The sequence below is a fragment of the Pseudomonas sp. GW101-3H06 genome, from assembly GCF_059424605.1.
The window spans coordinates 66,619-87,847 of sequence record NZ_JBWKZO010000001.1; the positions used below are offsets into that span (position 1 = coordinate 66,619).

Consider the following 21,229-nt stretch of genomic DNA (forward strand, 5'->3'; position numbering starts at 1 on the left):
CGATAAGGAGAACAATAAATGGCAACTCATGAACATTATTACGTCCCGGCCCAGAGCAAATGGCCGATCATCGCCACGGTCGGGATGTTCGTCACAGTGTTTGGCCTGGGCACCTGGTTCAATGATCTGAAAGCCGCGCGGCCGGAATCCCACGGCCCGCTGATCTTCTTCGTTGGCAGCCTGCTGCTGGCCTACATGCTGTTCGGCTGGTTCGGCACGGTGATCAAGGAAAGTCGCGGCGGTTTGTACAGCGCACAAATGGATCGCTCGTTCCGCTGGGGCATGAGCTGGTTCATTTTCTCGGAGGTGATGTTCTTCATCGCCTTCTTTGGTGCACTGTTTTACGTGCGCCACGTTTCCGGTCCGGCGCTTGGCGGTGAAGGCACCAAAGGCCTCGCGCATCTGCTATGGCCTGGCTTCGAGTGGACCTGGCCGCTGCTGAACAACCCGGATTCCAAACTCTTCGTGCCCCCGAAGGACGTCATAAGCCCCTGGGGCTTGCCGTTGCTCAATACCGTGTTGCTGGTGAGCTCCAGCGTCACGATAACCATCGCCCACCATGCCTTGAAAAAGGGCCATCGCGGCGCGTTGAAACTCTGGCTGGCAATCACCGTATTGCTGGGCTGCGCGTTCCTAGGGTTCCAGGCCGAAGAATACATTCATGCCTACAAGGAGCTGGGCCTCACCCTGGGTTCGGGCATCTACGGCGCCACCTTCTTCATGCTCACCGGTTTCCACGGCGCGCACGTGACCATTGGCACCATCATTCTGTTCGTGATGCTGATGCGCATCCTGCGCGGGCACTTCGACAACGAGCATCAGTTCGGCTTCGAGGCGGCAAGCTGGTATTGGCACTTCGTGGACGTGGTGTGGATAGGGCTGTTCATTTTTGTCTACGTGCTTTAGGACCGCCGCACATTACCAGGGCGCTTGAGACACAAGCTGGCCGCTGAAAAAACCCCAGGCAATCAAGCCGACGGTCAAGGCGGCCAGCGTCACACGAACACTCAAGGCAATGACGAGGCGGTTCGAGCTGCTGTCGTCCTTGACCAGAAAAAACAGGCCGCTGAACAGGCTGACAACCGTGGCAATCAGCATCAGGACGATAGCTGCTTTGAGCATGGTGGAACTCCGGGGGGACAAGCGATGCATATGAGTATAGCTATCGCGTTGACCGACTGGCTGGCGACGCCATGAAGCGTTTCCGGCCTGGCATTGTGCCGACGCTGGTGGTCGCAATCCTGCTGCCGCTGCTGGTGTCCCTCGGGTTCTGGCAATTGAGCCGGGGCGCGGAGAAAAGCGCGCTGCTGCAAACCTGGAGCGAGCGCCGGGCCGCCGAACCGATGGCCAGCACCGAACTGCGACACACCACCGACCCGGCCTTTCGCCGGGTGCGCCTGCACGGCCGGTTCGACGCCACCCATAGTCTGCTGCTGGATAACCGTCAGCGTGGCGGCAAGGTCGGGGTCGAGCTGCTGCAACCGTTTCAGGACCAGGCAACCGGGCTGTGGCTGCTGGTCAATCGCGGCTGGCTGCCGTGGCCGGATCGCCGTACACCGCCGCAATTCACCACCCCCGACGCCTCTCTGAGGCTCGACGCCTGGGTCTACGTGTCCCCCGGCGCGGTCTTCCAGCTTCACGCCGACCCCAGCACCAGCACCTGGCCAAAACTGCTGACGGCCATTGACCCGAACGCGCTCTGGACAGCCCTGGACCGCGAAGGCTTTGCCTACGAATTACGCGCAGAAACCGGACCCGCGACTTACCAGGCCGATTGGCCGGTGGTTGCCACAGGTCCGGAAAAACACATCGCTTATGCCGTGCAGTGGTTCGCCATGTCGGTCGCCCTGCTCGGCCTTTATCTCTACCTCGGTTGGCACAACGCAAAGGAGAAACACCATGGGAGCGGCCATGAATCCACCCAGCATGTCTGAGGCAAAAACGCCGGTGAACCGGCGCAAGGGACGCTTGCAGCTGCTGCTGATTGTGCTCGGGGTGGTCGGTCCGATGATCCTCGCCACCGGCATGTACAAATGGCAGTTCTGGGTACCGGAAGGTCGCAGTTATCACGGCGAATTGATCGGCAACGGCCAGACTCGCGCCGACCTGGGCGTGCAGGCGCAAGAAAATCGCTGGCAGTTGCTGGTCACGGCACCGAGTGCGTGTTCGGTGGACTGTCAGCAACTGGTTTACCTGGCGCGACAAATCCAGATCGGCCTCGGTCGTGATGCCGGTCGCGCCAGTCACGCACTGGCGGTGACCCAACCACTGAGCAGTGATTACGAGGCTAAACTTCAACGCGAGTACCCGCAGTTGCAACGCTATCCCCTGGACTCGCAGATCTACACCAAAGGTGCCCAGAGCAATGAAGCTGCACACCTGTGGATCATCGACCCCCACGGCAATCTGGTGCTGCGCTACGACCCGTCGGTCAAAGGCAAGGAACTGCTCAACGACCTGCGACACCTGCTGAAACTGTCGAACATCGGATAAGGGCATCGTCATGGCCAAACCTGGATTTCGCCTCGCGCTGTTTGCCACCTTCCTGGCACTGATTGTGGTGTTGCTCGGCGCCTATACACGCCTGACTCACGCCGGCCTCGGCTGCCCGGACTGGCCTGGTTGCTATGGCTTTATCAGCGTGCCGAAAAGCGAAGCCCAACTGGCCCATGCCGAATTGCATTTCCCGGATGCCCCGGTGGAGGCCCACAAGGGCTGGAACGAGATGGTCCATCGCTACTTCGCCGGCACCCTCGGCTTGCTGATTTCGGTGTTGGCCGGTCGTGCCTGGGTTCATCGTCGGGACCCGGGGCAACCAGTGAAGCTGCCGCTGTTCCTGCTGGCGGTGGTGTTCGCCCAGGCTGCCTTCGGCATGTGGACGGTCACGCTCAAGCTCTGGCCGCAGGTGGTGACCGGGCATTTGCTTGGCGGATTCGCCACCTTAAGCCTGCTGTTTCTACTGACCTTGCGCCTGTCCGGCGTACTGCCGGCGCTGACGGTGCCGCGTCGCTTGCAGCACTGGGCGACCGCCGCGCTGCTGCTGGTGATCGGGCAGATCGCACTCGGCGGCTGGGTCAGCTCCAACTATGCCGCCGTGGCGTGCATCGATTTCCCGACCTGCCACGGCCAATGGCTACCCCCTGCCGATTTCGCCAACGGCTTCCACCTGACGCAGCACATCGGCCCGAACTACCTTGGTGGGCAACTGGACAGCGATGCCCGCACCGCGATTCATCTGACGCATCGCATCGGCGCACTGCTGGTGACCCTGGTGTTGCTCGGCCTGGCCTGGCAACTGAAAGTCGTCGGCATGACACGGCTGGCCGGGTTGGTGTTGATCGCCCTCACCGCGCAAATCACCCTGGGCATCAGCAACGTATTGTTTCACCTGCCGCTGCCGGTGGCCGTGGCGCACAACGCCGGGGGCGCGGCGCTGCTGCTGACGATGGTACTGGTCAACTATCACGCGCGGACCAGTCTGGTTCGGATCAAGCAACCGAATCGCTGGCGCTTCAGCCCGCGTAAACATTCAGCCGGGCCCATAACAATAAAAGGAGAAATGCCATGGCGATTCTGATCGGCGAGCGGCACAGCCAGGCAATCTGGCGTGACTACCTGGAGCTGACCAAACCCAAGGTGGTGGTGCTGATGCTCATCACCTCGCTGGTCGGGATGTTCCTGGCCACTCGCGCCGGGGTGCCATGGACCGTGCTGGTGTTCGGCAATCTGGGCATTGCCTTGTGTGCCGGCGGAGCAGCGGCGGTGAACCATGTGGTGGACCGGCGGATCGATGCGGTGATGGCGCGCACCCACAAACGCCCCTTGGCCGAAGGGCGCGTCTCGCCTGCCGCCGCGCTGACCTTTGCCCTGGTACTGGCATTGCTCGGCCAGGCATTGTTGCTGGCCTTCACCAATCCGCTGACCGCGTGGCTGACCCTCGCCTCGCTGCTGGGCTATGCAGTGGTCTACACCGGCTTCCTCAAACGTGCGACACCACAGAACATTGTGATTGGCGGGCTGGCCGGTGCCGCTCCGCCCCTGCTCGGCTGGACGGCCGCCACCGGTCACATCAGCGCCGAACCGCTGTTGCTGGTGCTGATCATCTTCGCGTGGACCCCGCCACACTTCTGGGCGCTGGCCATCCACCGCAAAGAGGAATACGCCAAGGCCGATATCCCGATGCTGCCGGTGACCCACGGCGAGCACTACACCAAAATCCACATCCTGCTTTACACCTGCGCCCTGCTGGCCGTCAGCCTGATGCCCTACGTGATCCACATGAGCGGCCTGCTCTACCTGATTTGCGCCATCGGCCTGGGCGCGAGGTTTCTGCAATGGGCCGTGGTGCTGTACCGTGGCACTCGGCCGCACGCGGCGATCAACACCTTCAAGTACTCTATCTACTACTTGTTCCTGCTGTTTATCGCCCTGCTCGTAGACCACTACCTATTGTTGAACCTATGACCCGAACCCAGAAAACCGTCTTCATCCTTGTCGCCCTGATCGCGCTGGTCATGGGCCTGACCATCAACAAAGTGCTCACCGGCAAAGGTCAGGGCGATCCGACGGCCCTGATCGATGCCGGCATCATCCTGCTGCCGCAGAGCCGCAATCTGCCGGATGTGAAGATGACCGATCAGGACGGCAAGCCAGTAGCGGTCAACGAGCTCAAAGGCAAGTGGAGCCTGTTGTTCTTTGGCTACACCTTCTGTCCGGACATCTGCCCGACCACCCTCGCCCAACTGCGCCAGATCAAGAGCGAATTGCCGCCTGAAGCGGTGAACAAGTTGCAGATCGTGCTGGTCAGCGTCGACCCGAACCGCGATACACCCAAGCAGCTCAAGCAGTATCTGGGTTACTTCGATCCGCAGTTCATCGGCCTGACGCCGACCTCAATCGAGGAGCTGCAGAAAGTCGCCAACGCTGTGAGCATCCCGTTCATTCCAGCGGACACCAGTAAACCGAACTACACCGTCGACCACAGCGGCAACCTCGCAGTGATCGGGCCGGACGGGACGCAGCGCGGGTTTATTCGAGCGCCATTGAACAACGTGAAGCTGGTGGCGCAGTTGCCGGTGATGCTTAACCGTCAGTAAGTGAACAACACATAACTAATGTGGGAGCGGGCTTGCTCGCTCCCACAGAGTCCGTGTTTCAGGCATAAAAAAGGGACGCTCATGGCGTCCCCTTTTTCGTTGCGTCAGCAGATCAGAACGCCGGCACGACCGCGCCTTTGTACTTCTCGATAATGAACGCTTTCACTTCCGGGCTGTGCAAGGCCGCCACCAGTTTCTTCATCGCTTCGCTGTCCTTGTCGTCCGGACGGGCAACAAGGATGTTCACGTATGGCGAGTCGCTGCCTTCGATGACCAGTGCGTCCTTGGCCGGATCGAGCTTGGCTTCCAGCGCGTAGTTGGTGTTGATCAGCGCCAGGTCGACCTGGGTCAGCACGCGCGGGATGGTCGCAGCTTCCAGTTCACGGAATTTCAGGTCTTTGCTGTTCTCGGTGATATCTTTGACGGTCGACAGGATGTTGTTCGAATCCTTCAACTTGATCAGACCGGCCTTGGCCAGCAGCAACAGCGCACGGCCGCCGTTGGTAGCGTCGTTCGGGATCACCACGTTGGCGCCGCCCGGCAGTTCGGTCAGCGCTTTGTACTTGCTGGAGTAAGCGCCCAGAGGCTCCAGGTGCACACCGGCCACCGACACCAGGTGGGTGCCCTTGGCCTTGTTGAATTCATCGAGGTACGGCTGGTGCTGGAAGAAATTGGCGTCCAGGCGTTTTTCCGCCACCTGCACGTTCGGCTGGATGTAGTCGGTGAAGACCTTGACCTTCAGATCCACGCCTTCTTTTGCCAGCGCCGGTTTAACGAATTCGAGGATTTCCGCGTGCGGCACTGGCGTGGCGGCGACCGTCAGGGTGTCAGCGGCGTGGGCGGAAAAGGCTGCAATGGCAGCGAACGCGACGAGTAGTTTTTTCATTCAGCGAACTCCTTGTGAGGCGCCTGAATTCGGCGCCTGCCAGCGAATGGCCGGCTCATGTCTTACTTACGGGAAAAGTGGACGACCAATTTATCGCCGACGGTTTGCAGGACCTGTACCAGCACCAGCAGCAACACCACCGTGACCACCATCACATCAGTCTGGAAACGTTGGTAACCGAAGCGGATCGCCAGGTCGCCCAGCCCACCGGCACCCACCACACCGGCCATCGCCGTGTAGGAAACCAGCGTAATGGCCGTCACCGTAATCGCCGCAAAGATGCCCGGACGGGCTTCTGGCAACAGCGCATTGGTGATGATCTGCCGCGTGGTCGCACCCATGGACTGGGTCGCTTCGATGATGCCGCGGTCGACTTCACGCAACGCAGTTTCCACCAACCGAGCGAAGAACGGCGTGGCGCCTACCACCAGCGGCGGGATTGCACCGGCAACACCCAGGGAGGTGCCGGTGATCAGCACGGTGAACGGAATCATCACGATCAGCAGAATGATGAACGGCAGCGAACGCAGAATGTTCACCATCAACGACAACATCGCGTAGACGCCTTTGGCCTCCAGCAATTGACGCGGGCTGCAGAGGAACAGCAATACACCCAGCGGCAGGCCTAGCAATACGGTGAACAGCAGCGAACCGCCGAGCATCAGCAGGGTGTCGCCGGTGGCCAGCCAGATTTCGAACCAGTCGATATTGGCGAAGAAACTTGTCAGGGCTTCCATTAACGCAGCACCTCCATATGGACGTCTGCGGCGGTGAAGCGGGCGAAGGCCGCTTCCATGTCACCGCCGGTCACGGCCAGGGTCAGTTGCCCGTAAGGGACGTCTTTGATGCGGTCGATACGACCGGCGAGGATGCTGTAGTCCACACCCGTTTCCCGGGCGACGGTACCCAGCAACGGTGCGTAGGTCGCCTCGCCCTGGAAGGTCAGACGCACGATGCGGCCCGGCACATGAGCGAAGTCGTCGCGCTGTTCGCTTTCGTCGATGTGCTCGTCTTCTTGCACGAAGCGCCTGGTGGTCGGGTGTTTCGGATGCAGAAATACTTCGGCCACCGAGCCTTGCTCGACGATCACGCCAGCGTCCATCACCCCGACCTGGTCGCAGACCCGGCGGATCACGTCCATTTCATGGGTGATCAGCACGATGGTCAGCTTCAACTCGCGATTGATCTCGGCCAACAATTGCAGGACCGACGCGGTGGTCTGCGGGTCCAGGGCACTGGTGGCTTCGTCGCACAGCAGGATTTTTGGCTTGGTGGCCAGGGCGCGGGCAATGCCGACGCGCTGCTTCTGACCGCCGGACAGCTGCGCCGGGTACTTGTTGGCGTGATCGGACAAACCGACCCGGGCCAGCAACTCGGCAACGCGCTGGTCGATATCGCTGCGGGACAGTTCACCGGCCAGCGTCAGCGGCAGCGCGACGTTGTCGGCCACGGTTTTGGACGCCAGCAGGTTGAAGTGCTGGAAAATCATCCCGACCTGTTGACGGAAACGGCGCAGGCCGTTGGCATCGAGCGCGGTGACTTCTTCGCCATCGACAATGATCTTGCCGCCACTGGAGTTTTCCAGGCGATTGATCAGGCGCAGCAGGGTACTTTTTCCCGCACCGGAATGACCGATCAGGCCGAAGACCTGACCGTTCTCAATCGTCAGATTGGTCGGGTGCAGGGCGGGGATATCCCTACCGGCGACGCGGTAGGTTTTATGGACGTTTTGAAACTCGATCACGTAGCGAACCTTGTGGGGCGCGTTGGAAAAGGATCAGCGGTTAGCCGGGCGCGCATTTTAGCCTGTCCGTATAGAGGTTCTTAGCATTTATTTCGTATTCAACCAGCCATTTGGCAATAACGCGATCAAAGGTCAGATAAAAGGAACGGCTAAAAACGTCACCAGTCACTACTTAGGCATCTCCAAAAAGCCTGAGGAGTCTCGCCTGATGAGTACTAAAAAGCCTGCCACGCCAAAGAGTGACCTGGCCGGAACCGATACCCTGGACCGAAGCAACACCAACGCCAAACTCGATAGCCTGGAGACATTCCGCTCCGACGCCACAGGCGAAGCCTTGCGCACCAACCAAGGCGTGAAGGTGGCGGACAATCAGAACACCCTGAAAGCCGGCGCCCGCGGGCCGTCGCTGCTGGAAGATTTCATCATGCGTGAAAAGATCACGCATTTTGACCATGAGCGCATTCCCGAGCGCATCGTTCATGCCCGCGGGACGGGGGCCCATGGTTACTTCCAGAGTTATGAGAATCACAGCGTTCTGACCAAAGCCGGATTCCTGCAAGATCCCGGCAAAAAGACGCCTGTGTTCGTGCGTTTTTCCACGGTGCAAGGACCTCGGGGGTCAGGCGATACCGTGCGTGATGTACGAGGTTTCGCCGTGAAATTCTTCACCGATGAAGGCATCTACGACTTGGTAGGCAATAACATGCCGGTATTTTTCATCCAGGACGCCATCAAGTTCCCTGACTTCGTCCACGCGGTGAAACCTGAACCCCACAACGAAATACCCACCGGCGGCTCGGCCCACGACACCTTTTGGGACTTTGTTTCGTTGCAGCCGGAATCGGCGCACATGGTGATCTGGGCCATGTCCGACCGGGCGATCCCAAAAAGCCTGCGCAGCATGCAGGGCTTTGGGGTTCACACCTTCCGCATGATCAATGCCGAAGGAAAATCGCGATTCGTCAAATTCCACTGGCGCCCCGCCGCCGGCACCTGTTCTCTGGTGTGGGATGAAGCACAAAAACTTGCGGGAAAAGATACCGACTACCACCGTCGCGACCTCTGGGAAGCCATCGAAATGGGCGACTACCCGGAATGGGAATTGGGTGTTCAGGTCGTCGAGGAAGAAAACGAACACGCTTTCGATTTCGACATCCTCGACCCGACCAAGCTCATTCCTGAAGAGATCGTACCCATCACCCCGCTGGGCAAAATGGTGCTCAACCGCAACCCGGACAACTTCTTCGCCGAAACCGAGCAGGTCGCGTTCTGCCCGGGGCATATCGTGCCGGGGATCGACTTCTCCAACGATCCACTGCTGCAGGGCCGGCTGTTTTCCTACACCGATACGCAGATCAGCCGACTCGGTGGCCCGAACTTTCACGAGATTCCAATCAACCGAACGATTTCACCCCTGCACAATGGCCAGCGGGACGCGTTGCACCGCACCACCATCGACAAAGGACGTGCGGCCTACGAACCAAACTCCATCGATGGCGGCTGGCCTAAAGAAACCCCACCCGCAGCGCAAGACGGCGGCTTCGAGAGCTACGCGGAGCGCATCGACGCCAACAAGATCCGTCAACGCAGCGAGTCGTTCAGCGACCACTTCTCCCAGGCGCGCCTGTTTTTCCACAGCATGAGCAAGCACGAGCAGGAACACATCATCTCGGCTTACAGCTTTGAGCTGGGCAAGGTGGAACGTGAGTTCATTCGGGCAAGGGAAGTCAATGAGATCCTGGCCAATATCGATCTGGAACTGGCCAAACGGGTGGCACAGAACCTTGGCCTGCCGGTGCCGAAAGCCGGAACGGTCCAAGTACCGAAAGCGTCCCTGGAACGCTCGCCGGCTCTGAGTCAGGCCAATCTGCTGCCGGGCGATATCAAAACCCGGAAAGTGGCGATTCTGGCGGCCGACGGTGTAGACGGTGCAGCAATCGAAGCCATGATGAAAGCGCTGGAGGCGGAGGGGGCGCATGCCAAATTGCTCGGTCCGACCTCGGCACCGGTGAAAACGGCCGATGGCAAGTCGATGCCGGTGGACGCTTCGATGGAAGGCTTGCCTTCAGTGGCGTTCGATGCGGTGTTCGTGCCTGGAGGCGCGGCGTCGATCAAGGCACTGAGCACTGACGGCGTGGCGTTGCATTACGTGCTGGAGGCTTACAAGCATTTGAAAGCGATTGCGCTGCATGGCGAGGCGAAGCAGTTGCTGGATGTGTTGAAGCTGGAGGTTGATGCGGGGTTGATCGTGGGTGCGGACGCCAAGCTGTTCAAGGCGTTTTTTGCGGCGATCGGGCAGCATCGGGTTTGGGAGAGGGAGCCGAAGGCCAAGCGTATTCCAGCCTGACGTGTTGTGTCGACGGGGATGACCTCTTCGCGCAGGCTCGCTCCCACAAGGTTAGCGTGAACCTGTGGGAACGAGCCTGCTCGCGAGCTATTCAGGGTTTACGCGGACTCAGGACCATCTGCGCCGGAACGCTGCGCAGAATCTGCCGTTCCAGATTCAGATCAAACTGCGGATCAAGCTTCTTCACTCGCTTGGTCAGCAAATTCGCCAACCAGGGGTAGTCATCGGTACGCGGAGCCTGAATGCTCACGTCGCACTTAAAATTCACCACATCGGCAGCGATCGCATCGAGTTGACGACGCAGTTTGGCCATATCGTTGATATTCAGCGCCACTGTCGTGCTTTGCGCGGTCGGATCGATGACTTTGGCTTTAGGCTGTGCTTCGGCGGCCTTCAGGGCGGCTTCGGTTTTTTCCAGTTCGGCCTTGCGAGCTTGGGCCAGAGCACCGTTCACCCCGCCGGTCAGCGCCGGAGCCTTGGGCATTAGGGCTCGGGCGCGGGCCAGGGCGGTGGCTGCCGCGTTTACATCACCTTTTTGCAGCACGATCTGGCTGCGCATCAGATAAGCTTCGGCCAACTGCCGCTGGTATTGCTCCAGGGATTGATCGTTGGGCGATTCAGCCTGCAAGGCGGCCAGTTGACCTTCGGCGGTGGCCAGTTCGCTGCTGGCCAGGCTTTGTTCCAGCTGTGCAATGGCCGTGGCCCGCGCATCCGGGACCTCGGTGGCCGCCGGTGGCGTGCTTTGGCAAGCGCCCAGCAGCACTGAAAATGCGACAAGGAGCAGATAACGGGAGGGGAACGACTTCATTCCTGCGACTCTCTATTTGCGCAAAAAACGAGCAAGTCTACACCCCTCGACGGGGCAGAACAAAACTCAGCAGAAACAGTGCGGCGGCCGTCACTACAATCGACGGGCCGGCCGGTGTGTCCTTGAACCAGGACAGCGCCAGCCCGCCACACACGGCGAGTATGCCCAGCAGGCTCGCGCCCAGTGCCATCTGTTCCGGTGAACGGGCGTGACGTTGTGCCGCAGCCGCCGGGATGATCAGCAACGAAGTGATCAGCAACACGCCGACGATTTTCATCGCCACGGCAATCACCACGGCGATCAGCAACATCAGCGCCATACGCAACCCCGCCACAGGCAGGCCTTCGACCCTGGCCAACTCCTCGTGCACGGTGATTGCCAGCAATGGCCGCCACAGCGTCACCAGCAACGCCAGCACTGCCGCGCTGCCGCCGAGAATCCACGCCAGATCGGTCGGACTGATCGCCAGCAGGTCGCCAAACAGATAGGCCATCAGGTCGATCCGCACTTCGTGCATGAAGCTTAGTACCACCAGGCCTAAAGAGAGGGTGCTGGGTGCGAGAATTCCTAAAAGCGTGTCGGATGCCAGCGGCTGACGCTGCTGCAACGTCACCAACATCACTGCCAATAGCAAACAGCCCACGGTGACCGCAACGGTTGGGCTGACATCCAGCAGGAAGCCCAGCGCCACACCCAACAGCGCCGCGTGTGACAGAGTGTCGCCAAAATACGCCATGCGCCGCCAGACCACGAAAGACCCCAACGGACCGGCGACGACCGCCAGAGCCAAACCTGCAAGCAGGGCGTAGAGCAGAAAATCAGCCATGCTTGCAGCTATCTCCGTGAACATGGTTATGGCCCGACGCGGGCGCCTTGACTACCGAGCCATGCAAATCGTGGGCGTGGTCGTGGTGGTGGTGATAAATCGCCAGGCTTTGTGCGTTTTTTCCGAACAGCTCGACGAAGGCCGGATCGCCGCTTACCTGCTCGGGGTGGCCGGAGCAGCAAACGTGGCGATTCAGACAAACCACCTGGTCGGTGGTGCTCATCACCAGATGCAGGTCGTGGGAGACCATCAGTACACCGCAGCCGTGACGGTCACGCAGGCGGGTAATCAGGCTGTAGAGTTCGGCCTGCCCGGCCACGTCGACGCCTTGCACCGGCTCGTCGAGCACCAGTAATTCCGGTTCGCGCAACAGGGCACGGGCCAGCAATACGCGTTGCATCTCTCCGCCGGAAACACTTTGTACAGGGCTGTCGATCACCTGTTCGGCACCGACTTCCTTGAGTGCGGCCAAGGCCATCGCTCGATCCACCCCCGGCACCAGACGCAAGAAGCGCAGGACCGAGAGCGGCAGGGTTGGATCGACATGCAGCTTTTGCGGCATGTAGCCGACCCGCAGTTTCGGCTTGCGCCAGACACTGCCGCTGTCGGGTTTCAACAATCCCAGTACAGCGCGCACCAGGGTGGTTTTGCCGGCACCGTTGGGGCCGATCAGGGTGACGATCTGCCCTGGCTCGACGCTCAGCTCGATATTATCCAGCACACTTTGCCCGGCGAACGTGACGGCAACCTGCTCGAGGCGGATCAGCGCGTTGCTCATCAAGCCCCCTGACAACCCGAGCAGAGGCCGATCACTTCGACCGTCTGGGCTTCGACGACGAACCCGACATCCTGGGCGCTGGCGATGATCGCGTCGCTGATGGATTTCTGCTCGAGCTCAATGGCTGCATGGCAATCACGGCAGATCAGGAACTGGCCCTGGTGTGCGTGTTCCGGGTGGTTGCAGCCGATGAAGGCGTTGAGCGAAGAGATGCGGTGCACGAGGCCGTTTTCCAGCAGGAAATCCAGCGCGCGGTACACAGTCGGTGGTGCGGCACGGCGGCCATCCTGCTCGCTGAGTACCGCGAGAATGTCATAGGCGCCCAACGGCTTGTGGCTTTGCCATACCAGCTCCAGCACCCGCCGACGCAACGCGGTCAGACGCAGACCTTGGCGTTCGCACAGGGCATCGGCCTCAGACAGAGCGCTGTGCACGCAATGAGAGTGGTCGTGGGGACGGCTGGCAATCGGTGTTTTAGGCATGAGCGGCGACGAGTTTTGTGAGAGACGTTATTATGTTACCCGTTCTCGCCTCTTCGAGTGGTCACCGTGTCCCGACTTTTTTCTATCTTTGTCGCATTTGTCGCAAGTTTTCTGCTGATTGGTCCGGCGCAAGCCGAGGTCAAGGTCCTCACCAGCATCAAGCCGCTACAGCTGATTGCCGCTGCCGTACAGGATGGCGTGGCGATCCCGGAAGTCTTGCTGCCGCCCGGCGCTTCGCCGCATAACTATGCCCTGCGCCCTTCCGACGTACGGAAGGTGCAATCGGTGGATCTGCTGTACTGGATCGGGCCGGACATGGAAGGCTTTCTGCCTCGGGTATTGAATGGCCGTTCGCTGCCCAGCGTCGCCGTGCAGGATCTGCCCGGCCTGAAACTGCGCCATTTCGACGAAGATAATCACTCCCATGCCGAAGAAGCCGACGAACATGACCACGATCACCGCCCGGGCAGCCTGGACGCGCATTTGTGGCTTTCGCCGATCAACGCCCGGGTCATCGCCGCGAAAATGGCCGCTGACCTCAGTGCAGCCGACCCTGACAACGCCGTGCGGTATGCGAGCAACCTCAAGGCCTTTGATGAACGCCTGGATGCCCTCGACCTGCGTCTGAAGAAACGTCTGGCGGCTGTTGAAGGCAAACCCTACTTTGTGTTCCACGAGGCCTTCGACTACTTCGAAGATGCCTACGGTCTCAAGCACGCGGGTGTGTTCAGTGTCGCAGCCGAGGTGCAACCCGGTGCCCAGCATGTCGCGGCGATGCGCGAGCGACTGCAGGAGGTCGGCAAGACCTGTGTGTTCAGCGAACCACCGCTGCGCCCACGCCTGGCGGAAACCCTGGTAGCCGGCCTGCCGGTGAAACTGGCGGAACTGGATGCGCTAGGCGGGTACACGCCAGCGACTGCTCAGGGGTACGAGCAGGTGCTGGAGAAGTTGGGGAATGATTTGGCGGGGTGCCTGGAGTCTTTGTAACTTCGAATTTTGTGTCGACTCATTCGCGAGCAGGCTCGCTCCCACATTTGACCGGGTTCTATCTGGAAGCACTTGGCCTAATGTGGAGCGAGCCTGCTCGAGAGACTTTTAAAGGGCGAAAGGTAGCGGCGTGTTGACCGTTTGCCGTTGCGCCAATCGCTGTTGAAACTCCATCGGATCGTGAATCAACACATCCTGCCCGGCAAATGACTCCGCCGCGATCAATCGCGACAACCAGAAACGCACACACGCCACCCGCAACATCGTCGGCCAAAGTTCTGCCTCGGCAGCGGTAAATGGACGCAGTGCGGCATAAGCCCCCAGCAATGCCCGCGCCCGTGGCCCGTCGATCAGGCCGTCATCGTCGGAGCACCAATCGTTCAGGGCTATCGCCACGTCGTAGAGCATCGGCCCCGAACAGGCGTTGTAGAAGTCGATAAGGCCGGTCAGGTGTGTGCCTTCGAACATCGCGTTATCGCGGAACAAGTCGGCGTGGATGTTCGCCCGAGGCAGCGCCAGAATTTTCTCTTTCTGTTGCGTGATTTCTTCCAGCGCCCGCTCCAGCAGTTCTTTCTGGTCGGCATTGAGGTGCGACAGAAACTGCGTGCCCTCCTCCAGCATCCAGTCCAGGCCACGATCGGTCTTGCGCTTGATCATTTTGGCCTGGGTCGCCAGGTGCAGGTGCGCCAGCAACTCACCCACCTGCGCGCAATGCTGCGCGTTGGCTTGCTTGATGTGTTTGCCGGCCAGGCGCGGCTGCAACAGCGCTGGCTTGCCGGCCAACTCGCGCAGCGCAACGCCGTCGGTGGTGCGCAGGGCGTAGGGCACCGGCAGGTCGGCTTCGTGCAGTACGTCGAGCAATTCAATGAAGAACGGCATCTCCTGCACCGGGCCACGCTCGACCAGGGTCAGGACGAACTCGCCCTGCTCCAGGCTGATAAAGAAATTGGTGTTTTCACTACCGGCGGCAATCCCCTGGAAATCAAGCAGGCGGCCGAGGCCATAAGGGGCGAGAAAGGTTTCCAGCTCGGGCCGAGCCAGGGGGGTGAACACAGACATGTTTAAACTGCCAGTACGGGCGCCGCTCTTGAGCCAGCGCCGATTGAAATTAAGAAACTACTTCCACTCAAAGATCTTCCACGACGGAATCAGCATATCCGGCTGATCCGAGCGGATGAAGTTACCGTCCGATCCATCGGCGCGCACCAGAAAATACGGTTTGCCGACACTCGGAGTGACCTGAATGGCGTACAGAAAGCCATTTTGGCGGTACTCCTTGATCGTATTGTCGCCTTCCGTGCGAATGGTGACTTCCGGCTCCGGCGATGGCGCATCGTCCGCCGCCATCACGGCCAACGGAGTGATTGCAAACAACCCAGCCAGCAACAGGCGATTTAGTGTGCGCATGATAACCTTGTCCCTTTGTCGTCAACGGTCCCGCTATTCTAGCGCCGGACCCGCCGAAAAGGTTGATCCTGCTCATGAGCCAAGCCCCCCTCGTCCTGGTGGACGGTTCGTCTTACCTGTACCGCGCCTTTCACGCGCTGCCACCGCTGACCACCTCCAAAGGCCTGCCGACCGGTGCGGTCAAGGGCGTGTTGAACATGCTCAAGAGTCTGCGCAAGCAGTACCCGGACAGTCCGTTTGCCGTGGTGTTCGACGCCAAGGGTGGGACATTTCGCGATGAGATGTACGCCGAATACAAAGCTAACCGTCCGAGCATGCCCGATGACATGCGCGTGCAGATCGAGCCGTTGCATCAGAGCGTGATCGCCCTGGGCTTCCCGCTGCTGTGCGTTGAAGGCGTCGAAGCCGACGACGTGATCGGCACCCTGGCCCGCAGCAGCGCCGCCGCCGATCGCCCGGTGGTTATCTCCACGGGCGACAAGGACATGGCGCAACTGGTCGACGGCCACATTACCTTGGTCAATACCATGACCGGTAGCAGCATGGACGTGGAGGGCGTGAAGGAGAAATTCGGCGTCGCTCCGGAGCAGATCATCGATTATCTGGCGCTCATGGGCGATTCCTCCGACAACATTCCGGGTGTTCCGGGGATCGGTCCAAAAACCGCCTCCGGCCTGCTGGTCGGTGTGAATGGCGGCCTGACCGAACTCTACGCGCAACTCGATATCGTCCCGACCCTGCCGATCCGCGGCGCCAAGACTCTGCCGGCCAAGCTCGAAGAGCACAAGGAGATGGCGTTTCTCTCCTACCAGCTGGCGACGATCAAGGTCGATGTGCCGCTGGACATCGGCCTCGATGACCTGCAAATGGGTCCTGAAGACCCGGTCAAACTCACCGAACTCTACAACCTGCTCGAATTCAAGAGTTGGCTGAACGATCTGCAACGGGACGCCAAGCGCGTTGAGCTGAGCGCTGCCGCCGAGCCTGAGGCAGTCGTCGATCTGTTCAGCAGCGCCGAAGCCGACGCACCGGTGACGACGTCTGAAACCCGATACGAGACCATCCTCGATCAGGCGCGATTCGACGTCTGGCTGGAGAAACTGAACAACGCCAAGCTGTTCGCCTTCGACACCGAAACCACCGGCATCGACGCACAACAGGCGCAACTGGTGGGCTTGTCGTTTGCCGTGCAGGCCAACGAAGCGGCCTACATCCCATTGACCCATTCCTACATCGGCGTGCCGGAGCAGTTGGACCGCGACACGGTCCTGCGTGCCCTGAAGCCGATTCTGGAAGACCCGAACAAACTCAAGGTCGGCCAGCACGCCAAGTTCGACATGAACATCCTGGCCAACTGCGCCATCGGTGGCGATCAGGCCAACGGTATCACCGTGCGTGGAGTCGCTTTCGACACCATGCTCGAGTCCTATGTACTCAACTCCACAGCGACCCGCCATGACATGGACAGCCTCGCGCTGAAGTATCTGGACCACACCACGGTGAGTTTCCAGGACATCGCCGGCAAAGGCGTCAAGCAGCTGACCTTCGATCAAATCGCTCTGGAACAGGCGGGCCCGTATGCCGCCGAAGACGCTGACATCACTCTGCGCTTGCACCAGGCACTGTTCGAGAAACTCACCGCCATCCCGAGCCTGGCCAGCGTGCTGACCGACATCGAAATCCCGTTGGTGCCGGTGCTGGCGCGTATCGAACGCCAAGGCGCGTTCGTCGATGCCGCACTGCTCGGGGTGCAAAGCATTGAACTGGGCGACAAGATGGTGGCGCTTGAGCGTGAAGCCTTCGAGATCGCCGGCGAGGAGTTCAACCTCGGTTCGCCCAAGCAACTTGGCGTCATCCTTTACGAGAAGCTCGGTCTGCCGGTACTGAAGAAAACCGCCAAGGGCCAGCCATCCACTGCCGAAGAAGTGCTGGCCAAACTGGCCGAGGACGACTACCGGCTGCCCAAGGTGCTGATGGAATACCGTTCCATGAGCAAGCTGAAAAGCACCTACACCGACCGTTTGCCGGAGCAGATCAACCCACGTACCGGACGCATCCACACCTCGTACCACCAAGCGGTGGCATCGACCGGCCGTCTGTCTTCCAGTGATCCGAACCTGCAGAACATCCCGGTGCGCACTGCTGAAGGGCGTCGCATTCGCCAGGCCTTCGTGGCCCCGACCGGTTATAAATTGCTGGCGGCGGACTATTCGCAGATCGAACTGCGGATCATGGCGCACCTGTCCCGGGACGAAGGCCTGATGAACGCCTTCCGCCACAATCTGGACGTACACACCGCCACTGCTGCCGAGGTGTTCAAGGTCGAATTGGCGGACGTGACCTCCGACCAGCGCCGCAGCGCCAAGGCGATCAACTTCGGCCTGATCTACGGCATGGGTGCACAGAAGCTTGGCAAAGACATCGGCGTCGATACCAAGACCGCCAAGGCTTACATCGATACTTACTTCGCCCGTTATCCGGGTGTGCGCGAGTACATGGACCGCACCCGCGCCCAGGCGGCGGAGCAAGGTTATGTGGAAACCTTCTTCGGGCGTCGCTTGTATCTGCCGGAGATCAACTCCAACAAACCGCAAGAGCGTGCGGCCGCCGAACGCACGGCGATCAACGCGCCGATGCAGGGCACCGCAGCGGACATCATCAAGAAAGCCATGGTTGCGGTGGACCACTGGCTGGCGTCTTCTGGCCTCGATGCCAAAGTCATCCTCCAGGTGCACGATGAATTGGTGCTTGAGGTGCGTGAAGATCTGGTCGACCAGGTTCGCGATGAAATTCGCGTCCACATGAGTGGTGCGGCGAAACTGGATGTTCCGCTGCTGGTCGAAGTGGGTGTAGGTAATAACTGGGATGAGGCTCATTGAGCCCATCAAGATGGTTTATTTGCTGCGGCATAGTGCCGCGGCAGCACAACTACAAAGCGCTTAGTCCGGAAAATGCTTGGAGTTATTCCAAACGTATTTGAAAAAAATCTGAACTAGTCTGGGATTCGCTACTCAGAGTTACTGAATGGCTGGTGAAGCCCTTCGATGCTCCTATGTTGTGTTAAGTGTTGGCAGATATCTGGACCCCGCCCTAGCGGTCTAGAACTTGAACCCCGGAACTTCCCCCTCCCCATAGAAGTCCGGGGTTTTTTTTGCCTGAAAACTGGCTGTGACGCACTTTGGCCTTGCCTGAGCGCGTTACAGCCAGTTTTTTTTATTCGGCCACCTCGGCACCCTTGTCCGCCAGTTCCATCCAGCCTGCCAATACAGTGTAGGCGTCTTCCAGGCCCATGCGTTTCGGCGCTGAAAAAAGCTGAATCGTCACGCTGTCGCCCCAGCCCTTGCGGATTTCCGACTGAACCTTGAGCAGCGTGTTCTTGGCCGCACCGTAGGTCAGCTTGTCCGCCTTGGTCAGCAGAATGTGCATCGGCATGCCGCTGGCCACGGCCCAGTCGAGCATCAGCAGGTCGAAATCGGTCATTGGATGACGGATATCCATCATCAGAATCAGCCCCTTCAAACTCTCGCGACTGCCCAGATAAGCTTCCAGGTGACGCTGCCAGTGTTGCTTGAGCGGGATAGGCACTTTTGCGTAACCGTAACCCGGCAGGTCGACCAGACGACGTTCATCGTCTAGCTTGAAGAAGTTCAACAGCTGTGTGCGTCCTGGTGTTTTCGAGGTACGCGCCAGACTGGCATGGGTCAGGGTGTTGAGCGCACTGGACTTGCCAGCGTTGGAACGCCCGGCGAAGGCGACTTCAAAACCTTCGTCGTCCGGACATTGGTCGACTTTGGCGGCGCTGAGCATGAAGGTGGACTGTTGGCACAGACCGAGGATGGGATTCTTGAGTTGCATGGGATTTCCGATGTGGGCGGCGCCGGGAATGGGCGCGGCAAGCAGTGTCGCTTCCGTTTCAGTGACGCCAGTATATAATGCCGCAGATTTTGTGTGCGCTTTGTCCCAGCGTAGGATGAAGTTCACGAGAGCGACAGACCTTGATTGCGCACTAGAACGCAGCACGCTCTCAACCCTGAAAAGGTCGTTTTATGACGAAATGGCTGCTAGCCGCCGGTGTCTTGATGCCGCTTTACAGCGCTCAGGCTACACAGGATCCGGAAGCTGTGTACAACCGTGTTTGTGGTGCCTGTCATTCCGGCCAACTACCCATGGCGCCCAGAAGAGGCGATCAGGAAGCTTGGACGCCGAGGTTGGCGAAAGGTATGGAGACGCTGGTGCAACACGTGACCCAGGGTTTCAAGGCGATGCCGCCGCGTGGTTTGTGCATGGACTGCAGTGCCGAGGATTACCGAGCCATCATCCAGTGGATGAGCGAGTAAACCCGGTCCATAACTCTTAACCCTTAGCCGTAGTTGGATTAGCTGATGAACAAATTGATCGTGAGTCTGCTGTTGACCGTGGGAATCTCCGGCATTGCCCATGCTGCAGGTGAGCCAGTAAAACCTGGTGACGCCGCCGCAGGCCAGGCAAAAGCCGCCGTATGTGGTGCCTGTCATGGCCCGGATGGCAACAGCATGGCGCCAAACTTTCCAAAACTGGCGGGGCAGGGTGAACGCTACCTGACCAAGCAGCTGCACGACATCAAGTCGGGCAAGCGCACCGTTCTGGAAATGACCGGTCTGCTGACCAATCTCAGCGATCAGGACCTGGCGGACATCTCCGCCTACTTCGCCAGCCAGAAAGGCAGCGTTGGCGCCGCCGACCCGAAAATCGTGGCTCGCGGCGAAGCGCTGTTCCGTGGCGGTGATCTGGCCAAGGGTCTGCCATCCTGCACCGGCTGCCACTCGCCAAACGGCACAGGCAACGCCGCTGCCGGCTTCCCGCACCTGGGTGGCCAGCACGCTCAATACATTGCCAAGCAGCTGACCGACTTCCGCAAGGAAGAAGGTGGTCGGGCCAACGACGGCGATACCAAACCGATGCAGAGCATTGCCAAAAAGCTGAGCGACGAAGACATCGCGGCAGTGTCGAGCTACATTCAGGGTCTGCACTAAGGTCGGCGAATCGGGCGTTGCACGAGGCAAACAACGCTTGCAACGTTAACGCTCGATTAATCCGTCGCAGCAAGTATAAAAAGGGTGGCTTTGGCCGCCCTTTTTTGTGGCCGCTGCCGTTACACTACAGAACTCAGACCCGCCATGACCTGTCTGAAAACAGGTCGCGCGAGGCGATCAAATTTGTCCAGGAGTAAAGCATGCGTAATCTGATCATCAGCGCCGCACTCGTCGCTGCCAGCCTGTTCGGCATGACTGCCCAGGCTGCCGAAGCCCCCGCCGCCCCTTACGTCGAACTGAGCAATCCGGTTCCGGTCGCCGTTCCGGGCAAGATCGAAGTGGTGGAGCTGTTCTGGTACGGCTGCCCGCACTGCTACGCCTTCGAGCCAGTGATCAATCCCTGGGTCGAGAAGCTGCCTTCCGACGTGAACTTCGTCCGTATCCCCGCCATGTTCGGCGGCCCATGGAACGCACACGGCCAGATGTTCCTGACCCTGGAAGCCATGGGTGTTGAGCAGAAGGTCCACGCTGCGGTGTTCGAAGCTATTCAGAAGGAGCACAAAAAGCTGACCGACAAGAATGACATGGCGGACTTCCTGGCCACCCAGGGTGTCGACAAGGACAAGTTCCTGGCCACCTTTGACTCTTTCGCCATCAAGGGTCAGATCGCCAAGGCCACCGACCTGGCCAAGAAATATGAAATCTCCGGTGTTCCAACCTTGATCGTCAACGGCAAGTATCGCTTCGACGTAGGCTCTGCCGGCGGCGCCGAGCAAGCCCTGCAATTGGCTGACAAACTGATCGACAAAGAGCGAGCGGCTAACAAGGCTGCCGCCAACTAAGGGCAGCACCCGCC

The 21,229-nt window shown here is 59.8% G+C and carries 23 protein-coding genes; 12 read left to right on the forward strand and 11 right to left on the reverse strand.

Annotated elements, in window-relative coordinates; genetic code table 11:
- Window positions 1-18: 18 nt before the first annotated feature.
- Window positions 19-906 (forward strand): cytochrome c oxidase subunit 3, encoded by an 888-nt coding sequence (locus tag AC07ZE_RS00355; protein ID WP_137805812.1) that lies wholly within the window; start codon window positions 19-21, stop codon window positions 904-906.
- Between the two features lie 12 nt (window positions 907-918).
- On the opposite strand, the gene AC07ZE_RS00360 is transcribed toward AC07ZE_RS00355, so the two are convergent.
- Complete coding sequence (locus AC07ZE_RS00360) at window positions 919-1,122, reverse strand: twin transmembrane helix small protein (protein WP_095194462.1); 204 nt, start codon at window positions 1,120-1,122, stop codon at window positions 919-921.
- Between the two features lie 71 nt (window positions 1,123-1,193).
- Between AC07ZE_RS00360 and AC07ZE_RS00365 the strand changes: the two genes are divergently transcribed.
- From AC07ZE_RS00365 to AC07ZE_RS00385, 5 genes are read left to right on the forward strand one after another with little or no spacing between them, the layout of a single operon-like run.
- On the forward strand, window positions 1,194-1,934 hold the full coding sequence (locus tag AC07ZE_RS00365; protein ID WP_207259950.1) for an SURF1 family protein: 741 nt from the start codon (window positions 1,194-1,196) through the stop codon (window positions 1,932-1,934).
- On the forward strand, window positions 1,900-2,493 hold the full coding sequence (locus AC07ZE_RS00370) for a PA_0111/PP_0108 family redox-active disulfide protein (protein ID WP_207259951.1): 594 nt from the start codon (window positions 1,900-1,902) through the stop codon (window positions 2,491-2,493). Before AC07ZE_RS00365 ends, AC07ZE_RS00370 begins: the two co-directional genes overlap by 35 nt.
- Window positions 2,494-2,503: 10 nt before the next feature.
- Complete coding sequence (locus AC07ZE_RS00375) at window positions 2,504-3,577, forward strand: COX15/CtaA family protein (protein ID WP_207259953.1); 1,074 nt, start codon at window positions 2,504-2,506, stop codon at window positions 3,575-3,577.
- Window positions 3,565-4,464 carry a heme o synthase gene (gene cyoE, locus AC07ZE_RS00380; protein ID WP_095194465.1) on the forward strand — a complete coding sequence of 300 codons (900 nt, stop codon included), beginning with the start codon at window positions 3,565-3,567 and terminating at the stop codon, window positions 4,462-4,464. The genes AC07ZE_RS00375 and cyoE overlap by 13 nt, the downstream gene beginning before the upstream one ends.
- Window positions 4,461-5,096 carry an SCO family protein gene (locus AC07ZE_RS00385; protein WP_207259955.1) on the forward strand — a complete coding sequence of 212 codons (636 nt, stop codon included), beginning with the start codon at window positions 4,461-4,463 and terminating at the stop codon, window positions 5,094-5,096. The genes cyoE and AC07ZE_RS00385 overlap by 4 nt, the downstream gene beginning before the upstream one ends.
- Before the next feature lie 112 nt (window positions 5,097-5,208).
- Here the strand turns inward: AC07ZE_RS00385 and AC07ZE_RS00390 are convergent, their stop codons facing one another.
- The 3 genes from AC07ZE_RS00390 to AC07ZE_RS00400 all read right to left on the reverse strand — a co-directional run bounded on the left by AC07ZE_RS00390 (window position 5,209) and on the right by AC07ZE_RS00400 (window position 7,726).
- Complete coding sequence (locus tag AC07ZE_RS00390) at window positions 5,209-5,982, reverse strand: MetQ/NlpA family ABC transporter substrate-binding protein (RefSeq protein ID WP_207259958.1); 774 nt, start codon at window positions 5,980-5,982, stop codon at window positions 5,209-5,211.
- A gap of 62 nt (window positions 5,983-6,044) precedes the next feature.
- Window positions 6,045-6,719, reverse strand: a complete 675-nt coding sequence (locus AC07ZE_RS00395) for a methionine ABC transporter permease (RefSeq protein WP_137805819.1) — start codon at window positions 6,717-6,719, stop codon at window positions 6,045-6,047.
- Window positions 6,719-7,726 (reverse strand): methionine ABC transporter ATP-binding protein, encoded by a 1,008-nt coding sequence (locus AC07ZE_RS00400; RefSeq protein ID WP_207259960.1) that lies wholly within the window; start codon window positions 7,724-7,726, stop codon window positions 6,719-6,721. Before AC07ZE_RS00400 ends, AC07ZE_RS00395 begins: the two co-directional genes overlap by 1 nt.
- Window positions 7,727-7,904: 178 nt before the next feature.
- On the opposite strand from AC07ZE_RS00400, the gene katE reads away from it, so the two are divergent.
- Window positions 7,905-10,073 (forward strand): catalase HPII, encoded by a 2,169-nt coding sequence (gene katE / locus AC07ZE_RS00405; RefSeq protein ID WP_310650388.1) that lies wholly within the window; start codon window positions 7,905-7,907, stop codon window positions 10,071-10,073.
- Between the two features lie 91 nt (window positions 10,074-10,164).
- Here the strand turns inward: katE and AC07ZE_RS00410 are convergent, their stop codons facing one another.
- From AC07ZE_RS00410 to zur, 4 genes are read right to left on the reverse strand one after another with little or no spacing between them, the layout of a single operon-like run.
- Window positions 10,165-10,881, reverse strand: a complete 717-nt coding sequence (locus tag AC07ZE_RS00410; protein WP_207259964.1) for a PA5502 family lipoprotein — start codon at window positions 10,879-10,881, stop codon at window positions 10,165-10,167.
- A 37-nt stretch (window positions 10,882-10,918) separates the two neighbouring features.
- Window positions 10,919-11,707: a zinc ABC transporter permease subunit ZnuB gene (gene znuB / locus AC07ZE_RS00415; protein ID WP_095194472.1), complete on the reverse strand. Its 789-nt coding sequence runs from the start codon at window positions 11,705-11,707 to the stop codon at window positions 10,919-10,921.
- Window positions 11,700-12,485: a zinc ABC transporter ATP-binding protein ZnuC gene (znuC, locus tag AC07ZE_RS00420; RefSeq protein WP_095194473.1), complete on the reverse strand. Its 786-nt coding sequence runs from the start codon at window positions 12,483-12,485 to the stop codon at window positions 11,700-11,702. The genes znuB and znuC overlap by 8 nt, the downstream gene beginning before the upstream one ends.
- Window positions 12,485-12,967, reverse strand: a complete 483-nt coding sequence (gene zur / locus AC07ZE_RS00425; protein ID WP_095194474.1) for a zinc uptake transcriptional repressor Zur — start codon at window positions 12,965-12,967, stop codon at window positions 12,485-12,487. Before zur ends, znuC begins: the two co-directional genes overlap by 1 nt.
- Before the next feature lie 66 nt (window positions 12,968-13,033).
- On the opposite strand from zur, the gene znuA reads away from it, so the two are divergent.
- Window positions 13,034-13,954, forward strand: coding sequence for a zinc ABC transporter substrate-binding protein ZnuA (gene znuA / locus AC07ZE_RS00430; RefSeq protein WP_207259972.1), 921 nt, complete (start codon window positions 13,034-13,036; stop codon window positions 13,952-13,954).
- A gap of 108 nt (window positions 13,955-14,062) precedes the next feature.
- Here znuA and AC07ZE_RS00435 read toward each other — a convergent pair whose 3' ends face one another.
- Window positions 14,063-15,013, reverse strand: a complete 951-nt coding sequence (locus AC07ZE_RS00435; RefSeq protein WP_137805823.1) for a homoserine kinase — start codon at window positions 15,011-15,013, stop codon at window positions 14,063-14,065.
- A gap of 57 nt (window positions 15,014-15,070) precedes the next feature.
- Window positions 15,071-15,361, reverse strand: coding sequence for a DUF2782 domain-containing protein (locus AC07ZE_RS00440; RefSeq protein ID WP_207259974.1), 291 nt, complete (start codon window positions 15,359-15,361; stop codon window positions 15,071-15,073).
- Between the two features lie 74 nt (window positions 15,362-15,435).
- Here AC07ZE_RS00440 and polA point away from each other — a divergent pair, with 74 nt between their 5' ends.
- On the forward strand, window positions 15,436-18,240 hold the full coding sequence (gene polA / locus AC07ZE_RS00445; RefSeq protein WP_207259975.1) for a DNA polymerase I: 2,805 nt from the start codon (window positions 15,436-15,438) through the stop codon (window positions 18,238-18,240).
- A 334-nt stretch (window positions 18,241-18,574) separates the two neighbouring features.
- On the opposite strand, the gene yihA is transcribed toward polA, so the two are convergent.
- The gene (yihA, locus tag AC07ZE_RS00450; protein WP_095194478.1) at window positions 18,575-19,216 is read right to left on the reverse strand and encodes a ribosome biogenesis GTP-binding protein YihA/YsxC; all 642 of its coding nucleotides are present in this window, start codon (window positions 19,214-19,216) and stop codon (window positions 18,575-18,577) included.
- Between the two features lie 191 nt (window positions 19,217-19,407).
- Here yihA and AC07ZE_RS00455 point away from each other — a divergent pair, with 191 nt between their 5' ends.
- The 3 genes from AC07ZE_RS00455 (at window position 19,408) to AC07ZE_RS00465 (ending at window position 21,215) form a co-directional block, all read left to right on the forward strand.
- Window positions 19,408-19,698, forward strand: a complete 291-nt coding sequence (locus AC07ZE_RS00455) for a c-type cytochrome (protein ID WP_019020904.1) — start codon at window positions 19,408-19,410, stop codon at window positions 19,696-19,698.
- A gap of 45 nt (window positions 19,699-19,743) precedes the next feature.
- Entirely contained in the window at window positions 19,744-20,373 is a 630-nt protein-coding gene (locus tag AC07ZE_RS00460) for a c-type cytochrome (protein ID WP_095194479.1), read from the forward strand.
- Between the two features lie 200 nt (window positions 20,374-20,573).
- Complete coding sequence (locus AC07ZE_RS00465) at window positions 20,574-21,215, forward strand: thiol:disulfide interchange protein DsbA/DsbL (protein ID WP_095194481.1); 642 nt, start codon at window positions 20,574-20,576, stop codon at window positions 21,213-21,215.
- The last annotated feature ends 14 nt before the right edge of the window (window positions 21,216-21,229 follow it).